This is a genomic window from Halomonas rhizosphaerae (genome assembly GCF_030010555.1).
GTDB lineage: Bacteria > Pseudomonadota > Gammaproteobacteria > Pseudomonadales > Halomonadaceae > Halomonas > Halomonas rhizosphaerae.
Window position 1 is genome coordinate 62,138 of sequence record NZ_JASCQP010000026.1, and the last position, 24,426, is coordinate 86,563.

Consider the following 24,426-nt stretch of genomic DNA (forward strand, 5'->3'; position numbering starts at 1 on the left):
CGTGCTATCGGGCCATGCCGTCATCGGGCCGGTAGAAGAGGAACTGCTCCGTTTCTGCGGTCCGGGGATAGACGCTTGCCCAGTCGGGCGACACCGTCCGGTGGTGGAAATAGAGGGCGCCAGCGGTGTGGTCGGTCAGTTCCTGATTGATCGCCTGTCGGGCGACCTCCCTGGCGACCTCGTAGGCGTCGGGTTCCACGATCTCGTCCGGGCGCCCGTCGCACCACCAGGAGAACTGGCAGGGGGGCTGCTCGGAGCCCTCGGTGACGACCTCGCAGATCGAGTTGGGAAAGCCCTCGTGGGCGAGCCGGTTCATGACGACATTGGCGACGGCTTCCATGTCGCGACCGGGCACGCCCTTGGCTTCCCAGTAGATGCTGCGTGCCAGGCAGGTGATCGGCTCCTCCAGCGGATCGCTGCCCGCCGGGTCCACGGCCTGCACCTCCTGTTCGGTGATCGGCTCGTCGGGCGGGGTGGCGTGGGCGTCGGGGGCGACGACCCGCTCCAGCACCTCGGCCTTGGCGGCGGCGGCCTCCGCCCGCTCCTCCTGCTCGGCGACGGTCGGGCCGCTGGCGAGCAGCAAGGCCAGCAGCGCGGCGGCGACCCATGGGCGGTGCATGGCCGTACCTCTCGCGATCAGGGGCGTCGGGCTCGCCGTGCCGGGGCAGCATACTCGGTACCGGCAGGACGGGTCGGCGCGGGGTGGGGAGCCGTCTCAGTATAGCCCGCCGCCGCCCGACGAGGCCGAGGGGCGAAAGGGACCCGGGCCGGCAGCGGGGTGCCGGCCCGGGCGGGGTCATGCCGTCCTGGCCAGCACCGCGGGCGCGATGTTCTGGTTGATGCGAAAGAGGTTGTCGGGGTCGTACCGGCGCTTGACCTCCTGGAGCCGGGCGTAGTTCTGGCCATAGGCGCTGTCGACCCGGCCTGCCTCGTCCTCGGTCAGGAAGTTGACGTAGCCGCCGCCGGTGGCGAACGGGCCGGTGTCACGGAAGACGCCCCGCGCCCAGTCCCGCACCCGGTCATCCTCGGCGGGGTCCTGCCAGCGGCCATGCACGTTCATCACGAAGTTGGCATCCCTGCCGGCGTAGGCGGTGTCCGCCACCTCGACCTCGCCGGCGGCACCGCCCAGCTGGGCGATGAAGACCTCGCACTCGGGCCCGGGCAGGGCCTCGGCCCCGCGGATCACCGCGTCGATGAGCTCATCGGTGACTGCCAGGAAGTTGTGGGACTTCCAGTAGTTCCTCGCACCGGCGGTGAGCAGCGGGTCGAAGGCGGTCTGGAAGCCGGCATAGGGCTGGGGTCCGAGCATGCTGCCGACCGGCTCGCCGAACTCGAGCACCCGGGCCGCCAGGCGCTCGCCCTCCTCGAGGGCGCCGTGGTGCACCAGGGCGAAGACCACTACCGGCTGGCCATGGATCGATTCGGGCAGGAACGGCAGCGGCGGTGCCTGGCGCAATACCGTCCAGATGCTGAGCTCGCGCGGCGCCCCGGCGCTGAGGTCGCGCCAGGCCCGCAACACCTTCTGTGCCTGGGCGAAGGGGTAGACCACCAGGCCGGCATGCACCTGGGGGCCCACCGGGTGGAGCCGGAACTCGAAGGAGGTGACCACGCCGAAATTGCCGCCGCCGCCCTGCAGGGCCCAGAACAGCTCGGGTTCCTGGCTGGCCGAGACCACGTGCAGTTGGCCGTCGGCGGTCACGATGTCGGCGGATAGCAGGTTGTCGATGGTCAGGCCGTACTGGCGGGTCAGCCAGCCGAAGCCGCCGCCCAGACACAGCCCGGCCACCCCGGTGGTGGAGTTGATGCCCAGCGGTGTGGCCAGGCCGAAGGCCTGGGTCTCGTGGTCGACGTCGCCGAGCAGGGCGCCGGCGCCCACGCGTGCAGTCCGGGCCTGCGGGTCGACCCGCACGCCCCGCAGGGCCGAGAGGTCGATCACCAGGCCGCCTTCGGCCACGGCATTGCCGGCGATATGGTGGCCCCCGCCGCGCACGCTCACCAGCATGCGGTGGTCGCGGGCGAAGTCGATGGCACGACGCACGTCCTGGCTGCCCAGGCAGCGGGCGATCAACGCCGGATGGCGGTCGACCATGCCGTTCCAGACGCGGCGGGTCGCCTCGTAGTCGGCATCGGCGGGGGTGATGACACCACCCCGGATGCCGGCGGCGAGTGCCTCGGCCTCCTCGGGTTGCAGCACGGCCAGGGGGCCGTCCAGGGAGCGATAGGTCAGGGTTTCCATGGGTCCTCTCCGGGTCAGGGGAATGACGGTGGCGGTGGCCACTGCGGAAGTATGCGGCGCCATGCGGTGGCGCGACTGGCCCCGACTCCGTCGGACTTGTCCGGGAATCCGGTTTGTCATGGCGATGGGGGGCATCGTCCGCGATACTGAGTGATACCGGCTTCGACGCACCTTCCCCCACCGACGAGGTGGCCATGAGTCAGGACACGCTGTCCCAGGTACTGCGCAGCATCCGCTTGCGGGGGGCGGTGTTCTACCATGTCGAGGGCAATGACCGCTGGGTGAGCGAATCGCCCCCGGCCAGGGCCATCGCCGCGCTGATCATGCCGGGGATCGACCACGTCATGGCCTACCATGTGCTGACCCAGGGGAGCTGCTGGACCATGGTGGTCGGCGAGGCGCCGGTGCGGCTGCAGGAAGGCGACGTGGTGATGTTTCCCCACGGCGACCGCCATGTGATCTCCAGCGAGCCGGGCCTGCGCGGGGAGGTGGACATGCGCCCCTATGGATTGCCCCGCCCGGAGCAGCTGCCGTTCTTCGCCAGCCGGCGCGGTGCCTCGCTGTCGATGGCGCGACTGGACCCGGCCAGCGACCGGCACGGGGCGACCCTGGTATGCGGCTTCTTCGGCTGCGACGTGCACCCCTTCAACCCGCTGCTCGCCAGCCTCCCCCAGCTGCTGCATGTGCCTGCCGGGCAGGCCGATGACGATGACTGGATTGCCCACTTCATCCGCTTCGCGCTGTCGGAGTCGACCCTCAAGCGGCCGGGCGGGGAGGCGCTGCTCGAGCGACTGAGCGAGACGATGTTCGTCGCGCTGGTGCGCCGCTACCTCCATGACCTGCCCGAGGGGCCGCCGACCTGGCTGGCCGGGCTGAACGATCGCTATGTCGGGCGTGCCCTGGCGCTGCTTCATGCCCGGCCCGCCGAGGCCTGGACGATCGACCGGCTCGCCGATCACGTCGGCCTGTCACGTTCGTCCCTGCATGAGCGCTTCGCCCGCTTCACCGGCCATGCGCCGATGCATTACCTCGCCAAGTGGCGCATGCAGGTGGCCGCCGGGCTGCTGCGCCAGTCCAGCGCACCGATCGCCTCGATTGCGCTGGAAGTCGGCTACGAGTCCGAGTCCGCCTTCAGTCGCGCCTTCCGCCGGGAAGTCGGCCAGCCACCCGCGGCCTGGCGGCGTCAGCGGGCCCGGCTGGGCGCCGGCGCGGCCTAGGGCAGTGGCACTGCCAAGCAAGCGTCGCCCGGTCGAGGTCCGGGCGATTTAGGAGGGAAAGATGCTGCCGGAACTGCTGTCGATGGTGGCCCTCGGCCAGGCGAGCGACCCGGTCTCGGCGGCGCTGGCCCGCGTCGAGGAGGTCAACGCCTACCGCCTGGTGCTGCGCAGCCAGGGGCGACGCGGCGAGGAGGTCATCCGCTATGCCTATCGTCGCCCGGGCTTCATCCGCATGGACCTGGTCTCGCCCTATCCGGGGGCCGTGGTGATCTACAGCCCCGAGACGCGGCGGGTCAGGCTGTGGCCCTTCGGGTCGCCACAGCGGCGTGCCGGCCTCTCCCTCAGCCCCCTCAACCCCCTGGTGCAAAGCGCCAGGGGACACCGGGTGGACCAGTCGGACGTCGCGTCCCTGCTGCGCAACGTGCAACGGCTGCACCGGCAGGGGGAGCTGCGCCTGCTGGGCGAGGCGCCGGTCGACGGCCGGCGCAGCCACCACCTGGTCGTGCAGGGCGGGGAGGGGCATCGCGTGGGCGAGGTCGCCCGCTATGAGCTGTGGCTCGACGCCGAGACGCTGTTTCCGCGCCGGGTCACCAGCAGCGACCGGTGGGGCAAGGTGATCGAGCGGGTACGGCTGGAGGAGATCGTCATCGATCCCGACCTGCCGGCCGGCTTCTTCACGCCCTGAATCCGCGTCCCGGACGATGCGCTGGAGCCCATGCATGGCAGAGCTGCGGTTCGTCACCACCTGGTGGCTCGAGGCCCCCCTCGACGATGTGTACCGGACGATCGCACGATCGCAGTGCTGGCCGGCCTGGTGGAAGGGCCTGCGCACCGTGGAAGAACTGGCGCCGGGTAACAGTGAGGGAATCGGCCGCGTCTATCGCTATACCTGGCAGAGTCGTATGGGCTATCGCCTGTGCTTCGAGGTCCGCGTGACCCGTGTCCTGCCGGGTCGGCTGATCGAGGGCGTGGCCCGGGGCGATGTGCAGGGAACCGGGCGCTGGCGGCTGAGCGAGGAGGGGCCTGTCACCCGAGTGCGCTACGAGTGGCGGGTACGACCCGTGCGGCGCTGGATGGCCCTGGTCGCCCCGGTCGCGGGGCCGCTGTTCGCCTGGAACCACCATGCCGTGATGCAGGACGGGGCCGAAGGGCTCGCCCGGCGGCTCGAGGCGCGGCTGCTGGGGACGTCCCAGGACGAATAACTGACGCTGCCTTCCACATGTCTCTGAGCGTGCCGGTGTCCTACAGCCACCAGGCCAGCGCCAGGCCCGCGCCCATCGAGGCGACCATCGGCAGGGCGACCCGCTTGCCAAGCTGTCGGGTACCGAAGGCGGTGGCCAGCCCCGACTTGAAGAGATTGTTGACCGCAGCGGCGATCACGATGCCCAGCACCGCGGTGGAGGGGGCGATGCGCTCCAGCGACATGCGGGTCAGCGACAGGGTGATGGCGTCGACGTCGGCCACCCCCGAGGAGGCCGCCAGCAGGTAGATGCCGGCCTCGCCCAGGGCGCCGCGCAGCCACTCGCCGAGCAGCATGATCACCGCCAGCAGGCCGCCGAACAGCAGTGCCGTGCGCAGTTCCAGGGGGTTCTGGATCGGGGTGGTGCTTTCGACACTGAGGGCCTGGCGGTGGTGGCGCCAGAGGTACAGCGCCGGCAGATAGAGCATCATTCCCATCACCGTGACCGGGAGCAGCAGCGCCGGCAGCAGCCCGGGACTGATCACCGCGGCATAGAGCAGGATGCGCGGGAACATGGTGCCGCAGGCCAGCAGGATGCCGGCGGCCAGCATCGCCTCGACCTCCCGGCTCTGGCGCGATGTCCGCGCGAAGTGCAGGGTCAGCGCCGTGGAGGAGGAGAGCCCGGCGAAGAGGCCGGTGAAGAGGATGCCCTTCTCGGCGCCGCCCAGGCGCATGGCGAAGTAGCCGACGAAGGAGATCGAGGCGATCAGCACCACCATCCACCAGATCTCGTAGGGGTTGAGCGCTTCGCCGGGGCCCATGCCGCGATCGGGGAGCAGCGGCAGCATCACCACGGTGATCAGCAGCAGCTTGAGGCCGGCATCGAGCTCGTGGGCCTGCAGCTTGTTCAACAGGCCGTGAATCTCGTGCTTGTTGTCGAGGATCACCGCGGTGATCACCGCACAGGCGGCGGCCAGCGCCAGGTCGATCGCCACGGCCACCGCGCCGAAGCAGAAGGTCAGCAGCAGGCCCACCAGGCCGGTGATGCTGTAGTCATGCTGCTCGGCCAGCTTGGCGCGCCAGGCGACCAGGCTGATGCCGGCCACGGCCACGAAGACCAGCGGAAAGGCCCAGTCGCTGACGGTGTCCGAGAGCAGCGCGGCGATGCCGCCGAGCAGCCCGACCAGCGAGTGGGTACGGATCCCGGCGATGCGCTCGCCGGACTTCTGCTCCCGGGCCACCCAGCCGCGCTCGATGCCGATCAGGGCGCCCAGCAGCAGCGCCACGCCCAGGCGGATGGCGGAGTCATTGGCGGTGAGGAACTGGCTGGCGACATCGTCCATGGGCAGGGCTTCCCGGTGCCGTCCGATGGTTGGCGGATTCTTTCATGGTGGCCCGCGGTGAGGTCTGCTTCAATGGGGGCTGCGGGAAAGCGCCTCCACGATGGGCCGGACGCATTATTCCCACCCAGCCGGTACACTGAACGTCTTGATTCAACGCAAGGATTGCCCGTGACATGAGGGATGTGTCGCCCCCCTCCGACGAGGCGCTGCTGGAGAGCCGTCATCGGCGACTGCGTTGTCGTGCCATCGCCCTCTACCTGCTCGCCCTGCTGGCCCTGCTGCTGCTGTTCGCCGGGATCCTGCTGGACCAGCACCGACGCGACCTGGAGCTGGGTCGGGAGCGCGCCAGCGCGCGGGCCGACCTGGTGGCCGAATGGGTGGCCAGTACCTTCGAGGTCAGCGATCACACGCTCTCCAGCCTGGTGCAGGTGTTCCAGTCGCCTCTCGGGCAGGCATTGCTGGCACGCCGCGGCAATGATGCGGCCCTCGAGGCACTCCTTCGCCAGCACAGCCATCGCCATGCCTTGATCGATGACCTCGGTATCGTCAGTGCCGGGGGGATGCTGCGGGCCTCTGCCAACCCGGCATTTTCACAGGGTCTCGACGTCACCGGCCTGCCCCATTTTCAGGCCTTCGAGCAGGATGCAGACCGCCAGGAGTGGGTGTCCCCGCTCTTCTGGTCGGCCGTCAGCCAGGACTTCCATGTGGCGCATGCCCGTCGCCTGGTCGGGCCGGATGGGGACTTCCAGGGCCTGGCCGTGCTTAGGCTCAATCCCGACATCTTCGGCGAGGCCCTCGAGCGACTGAACATGACCCGCGGCGAAAGCATTGCCATTCTCGATACCGAAATGCGGCTGGTCACCCGGCGGCCGGCCTTCGATGAGAGGGGCGCCATGGGCGTGCTCGGCACCCCGGTCAGCGAGCCGCTGACACGGGCCTTCCTCGACAGCGGCGAGGCGGCGACGACCCTGCGCACCGCCTCGCCGCTGGACGGCAACGAGCGCCTCTATGCCATGCAGCGGGTCGAAGGGCTGCCACTCCTGGTGGTGGTCGGCGAGGAGCTCGAGGTGTTGCTCGCCGGCTGGTGGCAGCGGCTCTGGCTGCTGGGCGCCATCTTCCTGGTGGTGGCGGCGCTGGGCTGGTGGCTGCTGCACCATTACCTCGGTCGCTTGCAACTGGAGGGCGACCTGCGCCGGCGGCTAATGGAGCGCGAGCAGGCCCGACGGGCGGTGCAGGACCGCGAGGCGAGGCTGCAGGCCCTGATCGGCTCGATCCAGGACATGATCTTCGTGTTCGATGCCGAGGGACGCTTCGTCTATGTCCATGCCGTGGACCGTGACCAGCTGCTCGACGAGGCCGAGGCACTGCTGCAGCGCCACTATCGCGAGGTTCTGCCGGACGCGGTGGCGCAACGGTTCGACCAGGCCCTGGCCAAGCTCAAGGCCAGCGGCGAGCCGGTGGAGACCGAGTATCGCGTCACCCTGGCCGGCGTGCCCCGCGACTTCCAGGCCATCATCAGTCCGCTGGCCGAGGAGGGCGAAGGCTTCAGCGGGGTGCTCGCCGTGGTGCGCGAGGTGACCCAGTCCCGCGCCACGGAGGCCCAGCTGCGCATCGCCGCCACCGCCTTCGAGACCCACATGGGGATGGTCATCACCGATGCCGAGAGCAGGATCCTCAAGGTCAACGACACCTTCACCCGCATCACCGGCTATGCCGAGTCCGAGGTGCTGGGGCGCAATCCGAGCCTGCTCAGCTCCGGGCGCCACGACGAGGCCTTCTACCGGCACCTCTGGGAGAGCGTGCAGGAGAACGGCAGCTGGCAGGGCGAGATCTGGAACCGGCGCAGGAACGGCGAGGTGTTCCCGGAGTGGCTGACCGTCAGCGCGGTGCGCGACGAGGCCGGCGAGCTGACCCACTACGTGGCCACCTTCAGCGATATCACCCAGCGCAAGGCCGCCGAGGAGGAGGTCCACCAGCTCGCCTTCTACGACCCCCTGACCGGGCTGCCCAATCGCCGGCTGATGCTGGACCGCCTGGAGGGCGCGCTCAAGGACAGCTATCGCAGCGACCAGTTCGGCGCGCTGCTCTATCTCGACCTGGACAACTTCAAGCAGGTCAACGACACCCTGGGCCACCATGCCGGCGACCAGCTGCTGCAGCAGATCGCGAGTCGGTTGGGCGGGGTGTTGCGCGCCCCCGATACCCTGGCACGGCTGGGCGGCGACGAGTTCGCCGTGCTGCTGCACGACCTGGGGCGTGACCCGCAGCGAGTGGCGGTCGTTGCCGAGCGTATCGCCCACAAGCTGCTCGGGGTGCTCCAGGCGCCGGTCGGCCTGGCCGGAAGCTCGGTGACGATGACCGGCAGCATCGGCATCACGCTCTACCGCGATCACGGCACGACCCTCGACGAGATCCTCCAGCAGGCCGACATGGCCCTCTTCCAGGCGAAGCGGGCCGGGCGCGACACCCTGCGCTTCTTCGACCCTGCCATGCAGGCCCAGCTTCACGCCCGTGCCCGGCTCGAGGCGGACCTGCGCCAGGCCTTGGCCCGGGACGAGTTCCTGCTCCACTACCAGCCCCAGGTGGATGCCGATCGTCGCATGATCGGGGTCGAGGCGCTGCTGCGCTGGCAGCACCCGGAACGGGGCATGGTCTCCCCCGGCGACTTCATCCCGCTGGCCGAGGAGAACCGGCTGATCGTGCCCATCGGCGGCTGGGTGCTGGAGGCCGCCTGTCGCCAGCTGGTGGCCTGGGCCGCGGATCCCGCCACGGCCGACCTCACGGTCTCGGTGAACGTCAGCCCCCAGCAGTTCCGCGAGGCGGCCTTCGTCGATCACGTACTGGCCACCCTGGCGAGCACCGGCGCCCGCCCCGAGCGGCTCAAGCTCGAGGTGACCGAGAGCCTGTTCGTCGACGATCGCGACGAGGCCCGCGAGACCATGCGGCGCCTCAGAGAGCATGGCGTGACCTTCGCCCTGGACGACTTCGGCACCGGCTATTCCTCGCTCTCCTACCTCAAGCGTCTGCCCCTGGACCAGCTCAAGATCGACCAGTCCTTCGTGCGCGACCTGCTGGAGGACGAGGCCAGTGCGGCCATCGTCGCCAGCACCATCGCCCTCTCCGAGAGCCTGGAGCTGGAGGTGATCGCCGAGGGGGTCGAGACCGAGGCCCAGCGGGCCTGGCTGGTGGCGCATGGCTGCCACGCCTTCCAGGGCTACCTCTTTGGACGGCCGGTGCCGGTGGAGGCGTTGGTGCTCAGCTGCTGATCATCGGGCTCAACCCTCGCTGTCACCCAGGTGGGCCTCCGCCTCCTCGGCGCTCTCGTAGATGTGCGGCGAGACGGCGCGCGCCTCCAGGGCGTGGCCGAGCTTGCGGCGCATGAAGCCGCTGGTGGTGTAGCGGGTCACCCGGGTGTAGAAGCGCTGCTCGAGGCCGCGCACCATCTCGGTGTAGGGGGCGAGCAGGGCGTCGTCGATGCGGCAGTGGTCGTAGTTGACGATGGCCTGGACGCGGCGGCCCAGCGGGGCGAGGCGGCGCTCGACCTCCTGCTCGATGGCGTCGATGTCCTCCGGGGAGGCGACCCGCAGGTGCTCGAAGTTGATGAAGAGGATGCCTTTCTCCTCGTCGAGGCTGAAGCGCTGCGCCAGCGGCCGGTCGAGCAGCTCCTCGGCGAGCCCCATGGGCGCGTCGCGGAAGATCCGCGCGTCCATCAGCCGGGGCGGCTCGGGCATCCGCGGGGTGAAGGCCATCAGTGCCAGGACGTCTCGCTCCAGGTCGACCCCCGGGGCGATCTCGGTGAGGGTGAGCCCCTCCGGGGTGAGCTCGAACACCGCCCGCTCGGTGACGTAGCAGACCGGCTTGCCGTCCGCGGCGGCCAGGGTCCCGCTGAAGGTGCGATGCTCCACCTCGGCGACGAACTTGCCCTGGCCGACCGGGGGCGCCTCGAGCCGTCCGTCGACGATGGCAAGCGCCTCCCGGGTGGCCACGAAGGTGCCCATGAACACCACCTTGCGGGCGTTCTGGCTGATGTTGATGAAGCCGCCGGCGCCGGCCAGCCGGGGGCCGAAGCGCGAGACGTTGACGTGGCCCGCGCCATCCACCTGGGCCATGCCCAGGAAGGCGATGTCGAGCCCGCCGCCGTCGTAGAAGTCGAACTGGGCCGGCTGGTCGATGATCGCCTGGGTGTTCAGCGCCGCGCCGAAGTCGAGCCCGCCGGCCGGCAGCCCGCCGATCACCCCGGGCTCGGCGGTCAGGGTCAGGTGCTCGAGCAGGCGCTCCTCGCTCGCCACCGCGCCGACGCCCTCGGGCATGCCGATCCCCAGGTTGACCACGCTGTTGGGCCTGAGCTCGAAGGCCGCGCGCCGGGCGATGATCTTGCGGGCCGAGAGCGGCAGCGGCTCGGGCGTCGCCATGGGGGCGCGGATCTCGCCGGAGAAGGCCGGGTTGTAGGCGGTGCGGAAGGTCTGCCAGTGGTGGGCCGGATCCTCGCAGACCACTACGCAGTCGACCAGGATGCCGGGGATCTTCACGTCCTTGGGGTGCAGGGTGCCGTGCTCGGCGAGGCGCTCCACCTGCACGATCACCACGCCCCCGGAGTTGCGCACCGCCGTGGCGATGGCCAGCGCCTCCAGGGTCAGGGCCTCGCGCTCCATGCTGACGTTGCCCAGGGTGTCGGCGGTGGTGCCGCGCAGCAGCGCCACCTGCAGCGGCAGGGCCCGGTAGAAGAGGTACTCCTGGCCGTCGATGGGCAGCAGCGAGACGCGCTCCTCGAGGGTGACGTCGTTGATCCGGCCACCGCCCAGGCGCGGGTCGACGAAGGTGCCCAGGCCGACGCGGGTGAGGGTGCCCGGCTTGCCGGCGGCAATGTCGCGGAAGAGGTGCGAGATCACCCCCTGGGGCAGGTTCCAGGCCTGGATGCGCCCCTCGATGGCGAGCTTCTGCAGGGCGGGCACCAGCCCCCAGTGGCCCCCGATCACCTTCGCCACCAGCCCCTCGTGGCCCAGGTGATTGAGCCCGCGCTCCTTGCCGTCGCCCTGGCCGGCGGCATACATCAGGGTCAGGTCGTGGGGCTCGCCGGTCTCCAGGAAACGCGCCTCCAGGGCCACCGCCAGCCCCTCGGCGAAGCCGATGCCGACGAAGCCGCCGGTCGCCAGGGCGTCGCCGTCACGGATCAGGTTCACGGCCTCGCGGGCGGAGACCACCTTGCCCTTCGCGGTGAAGGGCTGGCGGGAGAGCAGGGGATGGGGCATGGCGGGCGTCCTGGTGAGGGTGCTTTGTAATTGTGCCTTGTGGAGGCTCCTTCACGGTAGCACGCGTCCCGGGTGCCGGCAGGGCTTGCCAGGCGGGGGAGAAGTGTCGAATACTGTTAATATATACAGTATTTGAGGGAGAGGCCCATGATGTCGTCGCTGTCCACCACCGCTCGGGTGATCGGCCGCGCCGTGCTATTCCCTGGCGAGTCGGCTCAGCCGCTGATGGGGTGCCGGGTACGGGCGGGCTTCCCGAGCCCCGCCGACGACCACCTGGACGTGGAGATCGACCTGCACGCCCATGTCGTGCGCCGCCCGGCCGCCACCTACTTCGTGCGGGCCGAGGGCGACTCCATGCTCGGCGACGGCATCCACGACGGCGACCTGCTGGTGGTGGACCGCAGCCTGGAGCCGCTGCCCGGGCGGGTAGTGGTGATCGCCGTGGATGGCGAGCCCACCGTGAAGCGCCTGGAGCGCCGCGGCGAGCAGACCTTCCTGGTGGCCAGCAACCCGCGCTTCGCGCCGATCCCCCTGACGGGCCGTGAATGCGAGGTGTGGGGCGTGGTCACCCATGTGCTCCACGCCCTGCCGGGGGGCGAGCCGTGATCGCCCTGGTCGACTGCAACAACTTCTACGTCAGCTGCGAGCGGGTCTTCGCCCCGCGCCTGGAGGGGCGACCGGTCGGGGTGCTCTCCAACAACGACGGCTGTGTGGTGGCGCGCTCCAACGAGCTCAAGGCGCTGGGCGTGGCGATGGGCGCGCCGATGCACCTGCTGCCGCCGGCCATCCGCCGCCAGGCGGTGCTGCTCTCCAGCAACTATGCGCTCTACGGCGACATGAGCCGCCGGGTCAACCTGATCCTGGCCGAGTTCTCGCCGGACGTGGAGGCCTACTCCATCGACGAGAGCTTCGTGGGTTTTTCCGGCTTCGCCCCGAGCGGCCTGGAGGCGCATGCCCAGCGACTGCGCGAGACGGTGCGCCGCGATACCGGCATCCCGGTCTGCGTGGGGCTGGCGCCGACCCGGGTGCTGGCCAAGGTGGCCAACCGGGCGGCCAAGTCGCTCGCGGTTTACGAGGGCGTCTGCCTGCTCGAGGCCGACGGGCCCGCCACCCGGGCGCTGCTCGAGGGGCTGCCGGTGACCGAACTGTGGGGGGTGGCGCGACGCACCGCCGAACGCCTCGCGCTGATGGAGATCCACACCGCCTGGCAGCTGCGCCAGGCCGACCCCAAGCAGGTCCGGCGCCATTTCTCGGTGGTGCTGGAGCGCATCGTCTGGGAGCTGCGCGGCCGCCCGGCCATCGTCCTCGATGACGTCCATGAGCCGCGCCAGCGTATCATGGTCTCGCTCTCCTTCGGGCGGCTGACCGGCGCCTTCCCGGACCTGCAGGAGGCGGTGCGCCAGCACGCCGCCCGGGCCGCCGAGAAGCTGCGTGGCCAGGGCAGCCAGGCCCGGGCGCTGATGGTCTTTGTGCGCACCAACCCGCACCTGGCCGGCGAGCGCCAGTACCGCAACAGCGTGGTGGTACCCTTGCCGGCACCCAGCGACGACAGTCGCGAGCTGCTCGAGGCCGCCGCCCATGGGCTCGCGGCGATCTTCCTCGAGGGCGTGCGCTACCAGAAGTGCGGGGTGATGCTGCTCGACCTGGTGGAGGCCGACCGCCACCAGCTCTCGCTGCTGGCGCCACGCAGCGAGGCCGCGCGTGGGCGCAGCCAGCGGCTGATGGCGACGGTGGACCGGCTCAACCGCGAGATGGGCCGCGATACCGTGCGCTTCGGCCTGCCGCGCCGGGGCACCGCCTGGGCGCTGCGCTGCGAGCGGCGCACCTCGCGCTACACCACCCGCTGGGACGAGTTGATGCGGGTCAAGACGCGCTGAGAAGGTGCCGCAAGTCGGGGTGATGCGGGGTTTCCGCGGCGAGGCGATTGGCTACACTGGGGGCGCACCGGCGTGGCCGTTCGTCGCGCCGGCAGGTCATCGACAGGGAGAAGCATCATGCGCATGAAGGGCAAGAACGTCATCGTCACCGGCGGCGCCAGCGGCATCGGTCTGGCCAGCGTCGAGCGCTGCCTGGAGGAGGGCGCCAGCGTGGTCATCGCCGACCTCGAGGGCGGCGACGGCCAGGCACAGGCCGCACGGCTCGATGACCGGTACGACGGCCGCTGCCTGTTCAAGGCGTGCGACGTCACCGACACCGCCCAGGTCGACCGCCTGTTCGCGGACACCGTGGCCGAGCTCGGCAGCGTGGAGGCGGTGTTCAACAACGCCGGCATCGGTGGCATCTGCCCCACCGACGAGCTTAGCGACGATGACTACCTGAAGGTCATCGACATCAACCTCAACGGGGTCTTCCGGGTGGCCCGGGCCGCGCTGCGGGTGATGTACCGCCAGGGCGGCGGCAGCATCGTCAACTGCGCCTCCATCCTCGGGGTCTTCGGGCAGTCCCAGACTGCCGCCTACACCGCCGCCAAGGGCGGGGTGGTCAACATGACCCGGACCCTGGCCATCGAGGCGGCGCCGAAGGGCGTGCGGGTCAACGCCATCGGCCCGGGCTATATCGACACCCCGCTGCTCGAGGCCCTGGACGATGACATGCTGCAGGGGCTGATCGGCCTGCATCCCATCGGCCGCCTGGGTCGCCCGGAGGAGATCGCCAACGCCTTCCTGTTCCTGGCCAGCGACGAGGCCAGCTTCGTCACCGGGGCCCACCTGCTGGTCGATGGCGGCTTCACCGCCGGCAAGTCCTGAGGCGTTATCCGGCGCCATTCTCGACCGGTAGCTGTTCGGCGGCCTCGCGCCGGGCGGCGAGGCGGGCCTGGCGGGTCAGCCACAGACCGACCAGGGCCACGCCGGCGAGCACCGCGAAGACCGGCGTGTAGCGGCCGAACAGGCCGTGCAGCGCCGTGAACAGGGGCAGGCCGAGCAGCACGCCGCCATAGGTGAAGACCAGGCAGCCGCCGGCGGCATCGGCGATGCGCTCGGCCGGCGCCAGCTGGGTGATCTCGGCCATGAAGACGCCGTTCCAGCCTAGCGACGAGAGGCTCAGCAGGCACAGCAGGCCGGTGACCAGCGGCCTGGGCCAGGCCGGCGTCATGGTGGCCACCAGCAGGGCGCCGACGGCGGTGGTGCAGGCGATCATGGCGAGGGTGGTCAGGCGGTCGCCCAGCAGGTCGCCGATCCAGCCCCAGCCGATGCGCCCGACGATCCCGACGACCTGCACGGCGGACATCACCAGCCCCGCCTCGACCAGGCCGAAGGCCAGGTCCTCCACCAGCAGCGCCACCGTGAAGGCAGAGACCGACAGCTGGATCGCCGAGAAGCAGAGGCTGAGCAGCGCCACGTGGCGCAGTGAACGCTGGTGCCAGACGACGGCGAGCCCGGCGAAGGGGGTGGCCAGCCACGGCGTGTGGGGGGCGCGCTGATCGTCCCAGCGCGGGCGGGCGAGCTGCAGGGCGGCGATGCCGGCCAGGGCGAGGCCGGTGAGCATCAGCAGCCCCGCCTGCCAGCCGATGACCAGCGCCAGGGCGGGGGCGCTGGCGCCGGCGATCACCCCGCCCAGGGGCACGCCGGACTGCTTGAGGGAGAAGATCAGCCCGCGCCGCCCGGGTGGGGTGAAGCGCACCAGCAGCAGCGAGGCCGAGGGGTTGGTCAGGCCATAGCCGAGGCCGGCCAACAGCGAGGCGACGGCGAAGCTCGGCAGGGTGGGGATGGCCAGCAGCCCGGCCCCGCCGCCCAGCAGGGCCAGCGAGAGCTGGCTGGTACGACAGGGGCCCAGGCGCCGGGTCAGGGGGCCGCCCACCAGGGAGGTCAGCATGGCGCCGGCGAAGATCAGGCTGACCTGCAGGCCCACCGTGGCCGAGGAGACGCCCAGGGCCCTGGCCACCTCGGGCGCGATGGCGGCGGGAAACAGCGCCACCAGCGAGGAGAAGGCCAGGACCAGGGTGGTGGCGAGCAGGACGACCGGCACGACGGCTCAGGCCACCCGGTCCCTGGGCACCTGCCGCAGGTGGCTGGCGGTCTGCCCCCCGGGGAGGGCGGCGATGGCATCGGCCGCCGCCAGCAGCCGAGACAGGTCGATCCCGCTGTCGACCTGGCCCCCGTTGAGGGCGTAGACGAGGTCTTCCGTGGCCGTGTTGCCGGTGGCCCCGGGGGCGAAGGGGCAGCCACCGAGGCCGGCGCAGGCGGCGTCCACCGTGGTGGCACCGTTATGGATAGCGAACAGCGCGTTGGCCACGCCCATGCCGTAGGTGTCGTGGCCATGGAAGGCCCACGTCAGGCGCGGTCCGCGGTGTCGTGCGACCAGCTGGCGGAAGTGCTCGGCCACCCGGTAGGGCGTGGCGCGCCCGGTGGTGTCGCAGAGGGCGACCTCGAGGTGGAGGTCGCCGCAGAGGGCGCGGGCCCGTGAGAGGACGTCATCGACCTGGTGCCAGGCGATGCTGCCCTCGTAGGGACAGTCGAAGCTGGTGCCCAGGTCGAGGCGCAGGCAGGCATTGCCGTCGTGCTCGAGGAGCTCGACGATGCGGGCGAGATCCTCGAGGGATTGCGCCACGCTGCGCCGCACGTTGGCCTGGTTGTGAGACTCGGAGACCGAGACCACGAAGACCAGCTCGCGAATGCCCTGGGCCAGGGCCAGTTCCGCGCCCCTGAGGTTGGGCACCAGGGCCGAGAAGCGCATGGCGGCCCGGTCGGCGAAGGCGGCGACCAGCGCCCCGGTATCGGCCATCTGCGGGATGGCTCGGGGGCTGACGAAGGAGCCGATCTCCATGCGGGTGATGCCGGCATCGATCAGCCGCTGGATGCAGCGGATCTTCTCGTCCGTGGGCAGCGGCTCGCGGATCGACTGGAAACCGTCGCGCGGGGCGACCTCGACGATGTCCACCCGCTCGGGTGGCGACAGCAGGTTCATCGGGTTTTCTCCTCGTCAGCGGCACCGGCCAGTCGTGGCACGGCCGCCAGGGCATCGATCAGGAACTGCAGGCCCAGGGCGGCGAAGCCGATCGGCAACAGCGCATAGGGATACACCATGGGGGTGCCCAGCGAGCTGGAGACCCGTTCGCCGTACTCGAGGGCCTGCAGGGCCATGATGCCGCCGCGCCACACCAGGATGGCGCAGAAGGCGAGACCCAGCAGCCCGGTGGCCAGGTCGATGGCGCCGCGCAGGCGCCGCGGCAGCTTGTCCTTGAAGTAGGTGATGCGGATATGGGCGTCGTGGCGCTGGGCCTCGGCGGCGCCGATCACGGCCAGGTAGACCAGCAGGAAGGAGTTGATCTCCAGGCTCCAGCTGGTCGGGGCCGTGAAGACGTAGCGCATGATGGCGTCGTAGCAGATCGACGCCATCATGAACATCAGCACCGCCATCGACGTCCAGCGCAGGACGGCCAGCAGGCCGTCCCAGCTCCGCATGGCAGTCATGGTCATGGCACTCTCCCTCAGGCCTCGCCCAGGGCCAGGGCGATGGCCCGGTTGCCGACCTCCTCGCCGACCTCTTCCTTCCACATGTCCCAGACGTCCTGGACGCCGGCGTTGAAGGTCTCGAGGTCCTCCTCGGTGGGCTCGACGATCTCGACGCCGGCCTCCTCGACCTGGGGCCAGTACTCGTTGGGGTAGATGTCGTTGTTGCAGTGCTCGATGAAGTTCTCGTCGTACCAGTCGGCGGCCTTCTGCAGCACGGCACGGACGTCGTCGTCGAGGTTGTCCCAGGTGTCGCGCAGCATGAAGGGCGCCACCGAGAAGCCGGTGATCGGCAGCTTGTAGCAGACCTTGAGCTGCTCCTGGAGGCTGCGGCCGATGACCGTCGAGATGTTGAAGACCCCCGCGTCCACGGTGCCGCGCTGCAGCGCCATGTAGGTCTCCGAGGAGGGAATGCGGGTCGCGCCCACGTTGTAGGGCTCGAAGGCCTGGGTGGCCTCGAAGCCGACGATGCGCACCTTCTTGCCGCGCACCTCGTCGAGGCGGCGGATCGGGCTCGCCTCGGTGCTCCACAGGTACTCCGGCTCGAGGATGCCCCCCCCGGAGGTGAGCATGTAGAGGTTCTCCTCGGCCAGCACCTCGTTGATCAGCTCCATCAGCGGGCTGCCCTGGCGCAGGCGCTCCGGATTGCGGTAGAGCTCGCCGACCACCCCGGGCAGGCCGGTCACGCCGAGGATGGGGATCGAGCGGGTGATGTAGGAGAAGGTGTGGAACATGAAATCGATGCTGCGCGCACGCAGCGCCGGCAGCTGCTCGTCCACCTTGAGCAGCTGGCCGGAGTCGTAGAACTCCACCGACAGGGCGTCACCGCCGTTCTCCTTGAGCATCTCCACGAAGCGGTTGGAGCCGTAGGTCAGCGCCTTGTAGGAGTCGGGCAGGTAGGTGACGCCGGTCAGGGTGGTGGCGGCGTGGCTGCGGGGCGCCAGCAGACTCTGGGTGCCGAACAGGGTGGCACCGGCGGTGGCGAAGGTGCCGTACTTCAGGACTTGGCGACGGGAAAGCGTCATGGTGAATCTCCTGCTTGTTGTTGTGATGAGTCGTTGTGATGGACCGTTGCGACGGTCGGTTGTGACGGTTCACTTCACTGACGTTGATACACCGGGGCTACATCAGCCCCGGCAACCACAGGCTGAGGCCGGGGAAGAACACGAACAGCATCAGCACGAGGAACTGCACGGCGACGAAGGGCAGGGCGCTCCGGATGATCTCCTCCACCGAGAGTTCGGGACAGACCCCGCGCAGCGCATAGAGGTTGAGCCCCACCGGCGGGGTGACCACGGCGATCTCCAGGTTGAGCACCATGACGATGCCGAACCACAGCGGATCGTAGCCCAGGGCGGTGATCAGCGGCAGCAGCACCGGGGTGGTCACCACGATCAGCGACACGGCATCGACGATCATGCCCAGCAGGATCAGCAGCAGCATCACCGCCACCAGGATCGCCCAGGCGGGCAGGCCGGTGGCGGTAAGCGCCTCGGTGAGCAGCTGCGGGACGCGTACCATGTTGAGGTAGTCGCCGAAGATCTTGGCGCAGCCGATGATCAGCAGGATGGCGCCGCTGATCCGCGCCGTGGTGGCCAGTATCTCCAGGAAGCGGCGCCAGCTGAGGCTGCGAAACACCAGGGTGGCGATCAGGAAGGCGCCGGCGGCGCCGATGCCCGCCGCCTCGCTGGGAGTGGCCAGGCCCGAGTAGATCGAGCCGAGCACCGCCACCACCAGCAGGCCGGCGTGCCAGATGTTGGCCAGGCTCGCCCAGCGCTGGCGCCAGGTGAAGTGCTCCTCGCTGGCCGGTGCCTCGGCCGGGTTCAGGCGCACGCGGATGTAGATGAACAGTGATAGGGCCAGCGCCAGCACGATGCCGGGCACGATGCCGCCGATGAATAGATCGGCCACCGAGACGCTGGAGACCGCGCCATAGATGATGAAGGGCACGCTGGGCGGGATCAGCATGGCCAGGGCACCGGCGCTGACCACGGCGCCGGCGGCCAGCGAGCGGCTGTAGCCGCGCTGAAGCATCTGCGGTACGGCGATGGAGCCCACGGCGGCGACGCCGGCGAGGCTCACCCCCGAGACCGCGCCGAACATCGCCGAGGCGCCCACCGAGGAGATCGCCAGGCTGCCGCGCAGCCAGTTGAGCCAGCGCACCGCGGCGGTGAACAGGCTCGAACCTACCGGGGTGGCGCCCAGGAAGTTTCCCATCAGGATGAACAGCGGCAGGGCGATCAGCTCGAAGGCGTTGAGCTGGCCGAAGAGCGACGAGGGCGCGAAGAAGAACGCCAGCGAGCCGCGGGCCATGTAGAGCCCGACCAGGCCGGAGAGGCCCAGGGCCAGGAAGATCGGGAAGCCGATGGTGATCAGCACGACCAGCACGACCAGGACGATGACGGGATCCATGGGGTGGCGTCCTCAGATCACGCCGTCGGCGCGCAGGGCGTCGAGGGCCTCGGGTGCCAGACCCAGCCAGCCGGTGAGCACCTGCTCGGTGTGCTCGCCCAGTGCCGGCCCCACCTCGCGGACGCGTCCCGGCGTGTCGGAGAGCCGCGGGAAGACGTTCTGCATGGGCAGCGGGCGGCCGTGGCGATCGGGCACCTCGACGATCGCCCCCCGGGCCTGGAAGTGCGGGTCATCGAGCATATCGGGCGCACGGTAGACGAGCCCCGCCGGGACGCCGGCCTCGGCCAGGATGTCGACCACCTGCTGGGCATCGTGCTCGCGCGTCCAGGCGGCGACCAGGTCATCGATGGCTGCCTGATGCTCGCCGCGGGCGCGGTGGGTGGCGTAGTCGGGGTGGTCGGCGAGGCCCGGCTGGCCCATCGCCTCGCAGAGGCGACGGAACACCGTGTCCTGGTTGGCGCCGATGATCACGTCGCGGCCATCGCGGGCCGGATAGGCGTTGGAGGGGGCGATCTTGGGCAGGAAGCTGCCGCTGCGCTCGCGCACCTTGCCGGCGCGGGCGTACTCCGGGACCAGGCTCTCCATCATCGCCAGCACCGACTCGAAGATGCTGCTGTCGACCACCTGGCCGCGACCGCTGCGGTGGCGCTGGTGCAGCGCCATCATGGTGCCCAGGGCGGCGTGCAGGCCCGCCAGGGTATCGCCCAGCGAGATGCCCACGCGCACCGGCGGGCGGTCCGGGTAGCCGCTCAGGTGGCGCAGGCCGCCCATGGCCTCGCACACCGAGGCGAAGCCGGCCCGCGAGGCGTAGGGGCCGTCCTGGCCGAAGCCGGTGACGCGCACCATCACCAGGCCGGGGTTGTGGCGGGAAAGCTCCTCGTACCCCAGCCCCCAGCGCTCCATGGTGCCGGGACGGAAGTTCTCGATGATGACATCGGCCTGGCTGGCCAGTTCGCGCAGCAGCGCCTGGCCGCGGGGCGTTCGCAGGTCCAGGGTCAGCGACTGCTTGTTGCGGCCGATGACGTTCCACCACAGCGGTTCGCCGGTGTCGCGGTCGGCCTCGCCCCACTGGCGCATGGCGTCGCCCTTGCCGGGGGGCTCGACCTTGATCACCTGGGCGCCGAAGTCGGCCAGCACCTGGCCGCAGTAGGGTCCGGCGATCAGCTGGCCCAGTTCGAGGACCTTGATGTCGCTGAGGGGCGTCGGGGATTGGGTGTCATGGGGCGTCATTGTTGTTGTGGTGCCTCTTCAGGGTCAGTGGGGGGAGGTCCCCGGCGGGGCGCCGTCGGAGACATCGGTTGACCGGACATGCAGGGCCTGGGCGGCCAGCAGGTGGGCGCGCATCACGTGCTCGGCCCACTCGGGGCTGCCGGCGACGATGGCCTCGAGGATCTCGCGGTGGTGGCGCATGCTGCGGCGCAGGTTGGTGAGGTCGTAGTTGCCGAAGTTACGGCGGATCACCGAGGTGCGCACCACGCTCTCCAGCACGCTGGCCAGGCGCTGGTTGTCGCTGGCCAGCACCAGCTCGCGGTGGAAGTCGTGGTTGAGGAGGGCGATCTCGTTGCGCACGCCGGGGTCCGTCTCGACGCGCTCGACGAGTGCCTCCATGCGTTCGGCCAGCGCCTCCAGGCGGCCCAGTCGTGCCGAGTCCATGCGCTGGCTGGCCAGGCGCACCGCCATGGGCTCGAGCACCAGGCGCAGCTCGAAGACCTCGCGGGCATCCTTCTCGGTCCAGGCGACCACCCGGGCGCCATGGTGGGGGATCGCCTCGAGCCAGCCCTCGGAGACCAGCTCGCGCAGCGCCTCGCGCACCGGGGTGCGGCTGACCTCGAGCTCGCGGGCCACGCTGGCCTCGCGGATGTAGTCGTGCGGCCGGTAGTTGCCGTCGAGGATGCGCTGCTTGATCGCCTCGTGAACCTGGGCGGTGGCCGTTCTCACGACGGGGGCGGCATCGAGGTGTCGGGTAGTGCTCACGGCAGATGTCCTGGATTGCATGCAATTTACAAGGTAGGAGAGATGCCGTGCGCCGTATCACTAGACTTTAGGCTAGAGTTGCATGCAATTCGAGGCAGCCTTGCCTGGCGGTCGGGGGGGAGAAGGGAGAAAGCCGCTCGGCGGGTGCCGAGCGGCTTTCTGGTGGCGACTGGCTGTTTGCTGCCTAGACTGACCGGAACGAAAAACGGCCACCGCGACGATTCGCCAAGTGGCCGTTTTTCCTCGCTATGTAGACCTGGTGCCGCAAAGAGGAGTCGAACCTCCGACCTACGCATTACGAGTGCGTTGCTCTACCAGCTGAGCTATTGCGGCGCAGGGGCATGGTAGCGCCGCTTTTGGCACGATGCCAGGCGTCAGCGGCGCAGTCGGGTCAGTCCCTCCTGGGCGCTGGAGGCGACCAGCCGGCCCTGACGGTCGTAGATGCTGCCACGGGCGAAGCCCCGTGCCCCGCCGGCCCAGGGGCTGTCCATGTCGTAGAGCAGCCAGTCGTCGACCCTGACGTCATGATGGAACCAGAGGGCGTGGTCGAGGCTGGCGATCTGCAGCTGCGGGTCGCGAAAGTCGATGCCGTGGGGCACCAGGGCAGTGGTCAGCAGGTTGAAGTCGGAGCTGTAGGCGAGCAGGTAGCGGTGCAGCGCCTGGTCATCGGGCAGCTCGCCGACCAGGCGGAACCAGAGGCGCTTGCAGGCCGGTCGGCCCGGCTCGGCCTCGTCGCCGAGATGCAGGAACTCGATGGGGTGCCCGGGGAAGCGCTCGAGGCGGGCATCGCCGTCCGCCAGCGCCTCGGGCGGGGCGACCTCGGGCATGGCGGGCTGGTGGGCGATGCTCTGCTCCTCGCCGTGGAAGGAGGCACTGCAGAAGAAGATCGGCCGCCCCTTCTGGATGGCCGTGACCCGGCGGGTGGTGAAGCTGCCGCCATCGCGCACCGCATCGACCTGGTAGACCACCGGGCGGTGCGGGTCCCCGGGGCGCAGGAAGTAGCCGTGCAGGGAGTGGGTCCGGCGCGCCGGGTCGACGGTCTGGCTGGCCGCCGAGAGCGCCTGGCCCAGCACCTGGCCACCGAACAGCTGGGGCAGGCCGAGGTCCTGGCTGCGGCCGCGGAACAGGTTCTCCTCCAGGGCCTCCAGGGCGAGCAGGTCCACCAGGGCGTTGAGGGCGTCGGGCTTCATCGGTCTCCTCCGGGGCGATGGCGTGCCGGCCATCGGTATCATACGATCGTCTGAATACCATCCAGTCTACGGGAGTTCACGACAGTGCGCAGCGACGAGTTCTACATGCACCGGGCGCTGGATCAGGCCCGGCAGGGGCTTTCCGCCGGCGAGGTGCCGGTGGGCGCCGTGGTGGTGGACGCCGCGGGCGAGATCGTCGGTGCCGGCTTCAACGCCCCGGTAGGGGAGCACGACCCCAGCGCCCATGCCGAGATCCGTGCCCTGCGCGATGCCGGCGAGCGGCTCGGCAACTACCGGCTGGACGGCTGCACCCTCTACGTGACCCTGGAACCCTGCCTGATGTGCACCGGGGCGATCATCCATGCCCGCCTGGCGAGGCTGGTCTATGGCGCCGCCGAGCCGCGCAGCGGCATGGCGGAGTCGAAGGCCAACCTCTTCGCCCAGCCCTGGTACAACCACCGGGTGACGGTGGAGGGCGGGGTGCTGGCCGCCCGCGCCGCCCGCCTGCTGCGGGACTTCTTCGCCGCGCGCCGCGCCGGCCTCGATAACGACTGAGGCCAGGGGCACCGCCGGTCAGAGAACGGGCGGGACCTGCTCGAACAGTGCGCCCTCGTCCTCGTCGGGCAGGCGCGCATTGAGTTCGTGAAACTGCTCCTGGCTGCGGTCCATGTAGGCCAGGATCTCGTAGTAGCGACGGATATTGCGCACATAGATCACCGGCTCGCCGCCGCGGGCATAGCCGTGGCGGGTCTGGCTGTGCCACTCGCGCTCCTGGAGCAGCGGCAGCGCCTCGCGCACGTCGCGCCAGCGGTCGGGGTCGCCGCCGCGCTGCTCGGCGATCCTGCGGGCATCGTAGAGATGCCCGAGGCCAACGTTGTAGGCGGCCATGGCCATGAACAGGCGGTCGTCGCCCTGGATCGATTCCGGCAGCCGTTCGATAAGCTGGCGCAGGTAGCGGGCGCCGCCATGGATGCTCTGGGCCGGGTCGAGCCGATTGTCGACGCCGAGATCGCCGGCGGTGGCGTTGGTCAGCATCATCAGCCCGCGCACGCCGGTGGGGGAGGTGGCCCTGGGCTTCCAGTGGGACTCCTGGTAGCCCACGGCGGCCAGCAGTTTCCAGTCGAAGCGGGTGTTGCGGGCGGCCTCGCGGAACAGCTCGGTGTAGCGCGGCAGGCGCTTGCGGGCATGGGCGATGAAGGTGCGGGCGCCCACGTACTCGAGGTAATCGTCGTGGCCGAAGTAGCTGGCCACCAGGGCGTCGAGCTCGCCGTCGCGGCGCAGGTCGTCGAGGAAGCGATTGGCGGCATTGACCAGCCCCAGTCCCCGTCCGGCGGGGAAGGCCCAGGCCAGGGAGAGCGGCTTGCCGAGGGTGAAGCCATCCTCGACCTCGGGGAAGAACAGCCGGTTGAGGCGGAACTGGTGCTCGAAGATCACCGCGGCATCCAGGGTGCCCCGGGCCACCTGGCCGAGCAGCTCGGCCACCTCCAGCTCACCGGACTCCTTCCAGCTCAGCCCGGGGTGCTCCGCCTGCAGCTCGCGCAGCACCCGGTCGGTGCCGGCCCCGCGCAGGGTGCCGATCTCCAGCCCCTCCAGCTCGGCGATCGTCTCCGGGGGGGACAGGCCGCGGCGATAGACCAGCAGCGGCTGCAGCAGCATGATCGGTCGGCTGAAGAGCAGGCCTTCTCGCGTCGGGTCCAGGGGCAGGGCGGCGGCGCCCAGGTCGCCTTCCTCGCGCACGGCGTCCAGCACGCCCTGGATATGGTGGTCGGCCTCCAGGGTCAGGCTGACCCCCAGGTGGTCGGCGAAGCGCCGCATCAGTTCGTATTCGAACCCGGTGGGGCCCTGGCGTCCCTCGTAGTAGGTGGTGGGGGTATTGCGGGTGTGCACGCTGAGGAAGTCCCGCGACAGTACCTCCCCCAGGTGCGGGCCCTCGGGCGTTCCGGAACGCCCGGGCAGCAGCGCCAGCAGGAGGGCACTGCACAGGAGGGCGGCCCCGCGCCACTGGCGCCGGGCAGGGTCGGTCGGGAATGCGGGCATGTGGGCGATGTGCGGCGATGAGACCCTCAACCTTAACCAGCGCGCGGGCGGCTGTCACCTACGCCGATTTCTCGCGCCCGGCGCTTTCCAGTATCATGTGCGCTCGTTGCCGCCGGCCGCGGCCCCGAATTCTCCCCC

The 24,426-nt window shown here is 70.1% G+C and carries 21 protein-coding genes and 1 tRNA gene; 8 read left to right on the forward strand and 14 right to left on the reverse strand.

All coding sequences use genetic code 11. The features are described 5' to 3' along the window. Positions 1 to 4 precede the first annotated feature (4 nt). Both QLQ83_RS10390 and QLQ83_RS10395 read right to left on the reverse strand, forming a co-directional pair. A complete protein-coding gene (locus tag QLQ83_RS10390) occupies positions 5 to 619 on the reverse strand; it encodes a cell wall hydrolase (RefSeq protein ID WP_282735458.1) in 615 nt (204 codons plus the stop codon). A gap of 177 nt (positions 620 to 796) precedes the next feature. Further along, entirely contained in the window at positions 797 to 2,236 is a 1,440-nt protein-coding gene (locus QLQ83_RS10395) for an FAD-binding oxidoreductase (RefSeq protein WP_282735459.1), read from the reverse strand. Between the two features lie 194 nt (positions 2,237 to 2,430). Here QLQ83_RS10395 and QLQ83_RS10400 point away from each other — a divergent pair, with 194 nt between their 5' ends. The 3 genes from QLQ83_RS10400 to QLQ83_RS10410 all read left to right on the forward strand — a co-directional run bounded on the left by QLQ83_RS10400 (position 2,431) and on the right by QLQ83_RS10410 (position 4,655). Next, on the forward strand, positions 2,431 to 3,453 hold the full coding sequence (locus tag QLQ83_RS10400) for an AraC family transcriptional regulator (protein ID WP_282735460.1): 1,023 nt from the start codon (positions 2,431 to 2,433) through the stop codon (positions 3,451 to 3,453). Between the two features lie 61 nt (positions 3,454 to 3,514). Beyond that, positions 3,515 to 4,138, forward strand: coding sequence for a LolA family protein (locus QLQ83_RS10405; protein WP_282735461.1), 624 nt, complete (start codon positions 3,515 to 3,517; stop codon positions 4,136 to 4,138). Positions 4,139 to 4,172: 34 nt separating this feature from the next. Continuing rightward, positions 4,173 to 4,655 (forward strand): SRPBCC family protein, encoded by a 483-nt coding sequence (locus tag QLQ83_RS10410; protein ID WP_282735462.1) that lies wholly within the window; start codon positions 4,173 to 4,175, stop codon positions 4,653 to 4,655. Between the two features lie 40 nt (positions 4,656 to 4,695). Here the strand turns inward: QLQ83_RS10410 and QLQ83_RS10415 are convergent, their stop codons facing one another. After that, on the reverse strand, positions 4,696 to 5,976 hold the full coding sequence (locus QLQ83_RS10415) for an MgtC/SapB family protein (RefSeq protein ID WP_282735463.1): 1,281 nt from the start codon (positions 5,974 to 5,976) through the stop codon (positions 4,696 to 4,698). 173 nt (positions 5,977 to 6,149) lie between these two features. Between QLQ83_RS10415 and QLQ83_RS10420 the strand changes: the two genes are divergently transcribed. After that, positions 6,150 to 9,242: a bifunctional diguanylate cyclase/phosphodiesterase gene (locus QLQ83_RS10420; protein WP_282735464.1), complete on the forward strand. Its 3,093-nt coding sequence runs from the start codon at positions 6,150 to 6,152 to the stop codon at positions 9,240 to 9,242. Between the two features lie 9 nt (positions 9,243 to 9,251). On the opposite strand, the gene QLQ83_RS10425 is transcribed toward QLQ83_RS10420, so the two are convergent. After that, complete coding sequence (locus tag QLQ83_RS10425) at positions 9,252 to 11,225, reverse strand: acyl CoA:acetate/3-ketoacid CoA transferase (RefSeq protein WP_282735465.1); 1,974 nt, start codon at positions 11,223 to 11,225, stop codon at positions 9,252 to 9,254. A 147-nt stretch (positions 11,226 to 11,372) separates the two neighbouring features. Between QLQ83_RS10425 and QLQ83_RS10430 the strand changes: the two genes are divergently transcribed. The 3 genes from QLQ83_RS10430 (at position 11,373) to QLQ83_RS10440 (ending at position 13,972) form a co-directional block, all read left to right on the forward strand. Continuing rightward, positions 11,373 to 11,831: a LexA family protein gene (locus QLQ83_RS10430; RefSeq protein ID WP_282735466.1), complete on the forward strand. Its 459-nt coding sequence runs from the start codon at positions 11,373 to 11,375 to the stop codon at positions 11,829 to 11,831. Then, complete coding sequence (locus QLQ83_RS10435; protein ID WP_282735467.1) at positions 11,828 to 13,102, forward strand: Y-family DNA polymerase; 1,275 nt, start codon at positions 11,828 to 11,830, stop codon at positions 13,100 to 13,102. Before QLQ83_RS10430 ends, QLQ83_RS10435 begins: the two co-directional genes overlap by 4 nt. 117 nt (positions 13,103 to 13,219) lie before the next feature. After that, entirely contained in the window at positions 13,220 to 13,972 is a 753-nt protein-coding gene (locus tag QLQ83_RS10440) for an SDR family NAD(P)-dependent oxidoreductase (protein WP_282735468.1), read from the forward strand. Positions 13,973 to 13,976: 4 nt separating this feature from the next. On the opposite strand, the gene QLQ83_RS10445 is transcribed toward QLQ83_RS10440, so the two are convergent. The 9 genes from QLQ83_RS10445 to QLQ83_RS10485 all read right to left on the reverse strand — a co-directional run bounded on the left by QLQ83_RS10445 (position 13,977) and on the right by QLQ83_RS10485 (position 22,251). After that, the gene (locus QLQ83_RS10445) at positions 13,977 to 15,191 is read right to left on the reverse strand and encodes an MFS transporter (RefSeq protein ID WP_282735469.1); all 1,215 of its coding nucleotides are present in this window, start codon (positions 15,189 to 15,191) and stop codon (positions 13,977 to 13,979) included. 6 nt (positions 15,192 to 15,197) lie between these two features. Beyond that, positions 15,198 to 16,130 (reverse strand): hydroxymethylglutaryl-CoA lyase, encoded by a 933-nt coding sequence (locus tag QLQ83_RS10450; RefSeq protein ID WP_282735470.1) that lies wholly within the window; start codon positions 16,128 to 16,130, stop codon positions 15,198 to 15,200. Then, the gene (locus tag QLQ83_RS10455; RefSeq protein ID WP_282735471.1) at positions 16,127 to 16,642 is read right to left on the reverse strand and encodes a TRAP transporter small permease; all 516 of its coding nucleotides are present in this window, start codon (positions 16,640 to 16,642) and stop codon (positions 16,127 to 16,129) included. Before QLQ83_RS10455 ends, QLQ83_RS10450 begins: the two co-directional genes overlap by 4 nt. Before the next feature lie 11 nt (positions 16,643 to 16,653). Then, the gene (locus QLQ83_RS10460) at positions 16,654 to 17,700 is read right to left on the reverse strand and encodes a TRAP transporter substrate-binding protein (RefSeq protein ID WP_282735472.1); all 1,047 of its coding nucleotides are present in this window, start codon (positions 17,698 to 17,700) and stop codon (positions 16,654 to 16,656) included. A 97-nt stretch (positions 17,701 to 17,797) separates the two neighbouring features. Continuing rightward, positions 17,798 to 19,087, reverse strand: coding sequence for a TRAP transporter large permease (locus tag QLQ83_RS10465; RefSeq protein WP_282735473.1), 1,290 nt, complete (start codon positions 19,085 to 19,087; stop codon positions 17,798 to 17,800). 12 nt (positions 19,088 to 19,099) lie between these two features. Then, the gene (locus tag QLQ83_RS10470; RefSeq protein ID WP_282735474.1) at positions 19,100 to 20,317 is read right to left on the reverse strand and encodes a CaiB/BaiF CoA transferase family protein; all 1,218 of its coding nucleotides are present in this window, start codon (positions 20,315 to 20,317) and stop codon (positions 19,100 to 19,102) included. A 24-nt stretch (positions 20,318 to 20,341) separates the two neighbouring features. After that, positions 20,342 to 21,061, reverse strand: a complete 720-nt coding sequence (locus QLQ83_RS10475; protein ID WP_282735475.1) for a GntR family transcriptional regulator — start codon at positions 21,059 to 21,061, stop codon at positions 20,342 to 20,344. Positions 21,062 to 21,318: 257 nt separating this feature from the next. Beyond that, a tRNA-Thr gene (locus QLQ83_RS10480) sits at positions 21,319 to 21,394 on the reverse strand. A gap of 41 nt (positions 21,395 to 21,435) precedes the next feature. Next, a complete protein-coding gene (locus tag QLQ83_RS10485) occupies positions 21,436 to 22,251 on the reverse strand; it encodes an acyl-CoA thioesterase (protein ID WP_282735476.1) in 816 nt (271 codons plus the stop codon). Between the two features lie 84 nt (positions 22,252 to 22,335). On the opposite strand from QLQ83_RS10485, the gene tadA reads away from it, so the two are divergent. Next, on the forward strand, positions 22,336 to 22,806 hold the full coding sequence (tadA, locus tag QLQ83_RS10490; protein WP_282735477.1) for a tRNA adenosine(34) deaminase TadA: 471 nt from the start codon (positions 22,336 to 22,338) through the stop codon (positions 22,804 to 22,806). A gap of 18 nt (positions 22,807 to 22,824) precedes the next feature. Here the strand turns inward: tadA and mltF are convergent, their stop codons facing one another. After that, positions 22,825 to 24,288, reverse strand: coding sequence for a membrane-bound lytic murein transglycosylase MltF (gene mltF / locus QLQ83_RS10495; RefSeq protein WP_282735478.1), 1,464 nt, complete (start codon positions 24,286 to 24,288; stop codon positions 22,825 to 22,827). Between the last annotated feature and the right edge of the window lie 138 nt (positions 24,289 to 24,426).

What these genes read in the sequence shown, in the direction of transcription:
- QLQ83_RS10410 (WP_282735462.1), top strand. Translation starts at nt 4,173, where the DNA reads ATGGCAGAGCTGCGGTTCGTCACCACCTGGTGGCTCGAGGCCCCCCTC.
- QLQ83_RS10395 (WP_282735459.1), bottom strand. Translation starts at nt 2,236, where the DNA reads ATGGAAACCCTGACCTATCGCTCCCTGGACGGCCCCCTGGCCGTGCTG.
- QLQ83_RS10470 (WP_282735474.1), bottom strand. Translation starts at nt 20,317, where the DNA reads ATGACGCCCCATGACACCCAATCCCCGACGCCCCTCAGCGACATCAAG.
- mltF (WP_282735478.1), bottom strand. Translation starts at nt 24,288, where the DNA reads ATGCCCGCATTCCCGACCGACCCTGCCCGGCGCCAGTGGCGCGGGGCC.
- QLQ83_RS10420 (WP_282735464.1), top strand. Translation starts at nt 6,150, where the DNA reads ATGAGGGATGTGTCGCCCCCCTCCGACGAGGCGCTGCTGGAGAGCCGT.
- QLQ83_RS10430 (WP_282735466.1), top strand. Translation starts at nt 11,373, where the DNA reads ATGATGTCGTCGCTGTCCACCACCGCTCGGGTGATCGGCCGCGCCGTG.
- QLQ83_RS10485 (WP_282735476.1), bottom strand. Translation starts at nt 22,251, where the DNA reads ATGAAGCCCGACGCCCTCAACGCCCTGGTGGACCTGCTCGCCCTGGAG.
- QLQ83_RS10405 (WP_282735461.1), top strand. Translation starts at nt 3,515, where the DNA reads ATGCTGCCGGAACTGCTGTCGATGGTGGCCCTCGGCCAGGCGAGCGAC.
- QLQ83_RS10450 (WP_282735470.1), bottom strand. Translation starts at nt 16,130, where the DNA reads ATGAACCTGCTGTCGCCACCCGAGCGGGTGGACATCGTCGAGGTCGCC.
- QLQ83_RS10390 (WP_282735458.1), bottom strand. Translation starts at nt 619, where the DNA reads ATGCACCGCCCATGGGTCGCCGCCGCGCTGCTGGCCTTGCTGCTCGCC.
- QLQ83_RS10415 (WP_282735463.1), bottom strand. Translation starts at nt 5,976, where the DNA reads ATGGACGATGTCGCCAGCCAGTTCCTCACCGCCAATGACTCCGCCATC.
- QLQ83_RS10440 (WP_282735468.1), top strand. Translation starts at nt 13,220, where the DNA reads ATGCGCATGAAGGGCAAGAACGTCATCGTCACCGGCGGCGCCAGCGGC.
- QLQ83_RS10400 (WP_282735460.1), top strand. Translation starts at nt 2,431, where the DNA reads ATGAGTCAGGACACGCTGTCCCAGGTACTGCGCAGCATCCGCTTGCGG.
- QLQ83_RS10425 (WP_282735465.1), bottom strand. Translation starts at nt 11,225, where the DNA reads ATGCCCCATCCCCTGCTCTCCCGCCAGCCCTTCACCGCGAAGGGCAAG.
- QLQ83_RS10460 (WP_282735472.1), bottom strand. Translation starts at nt 17,700, where the DNA reads ATGACGCTTTCCCGTCGCCAAGTCCTGAAGTACGGCACCTTCGCCACC.
- QLQ83_RS10455 (WP_282735471.1), bottom strand. Translation starts at nt 16,642, where the DNA reads ATGACCATGACTGCCATGCGGAGCTGGGACGGCCTGCTGGCCGTCCTG.
- QLQ83_RS10465 (WP_282735473.1), bottom strand. Translation starts at nt 19,087, where the DNA reads ATGGATCCCGTCATCGTCCTGGTCGTGCTGGTCGTGCTGATCACCATC.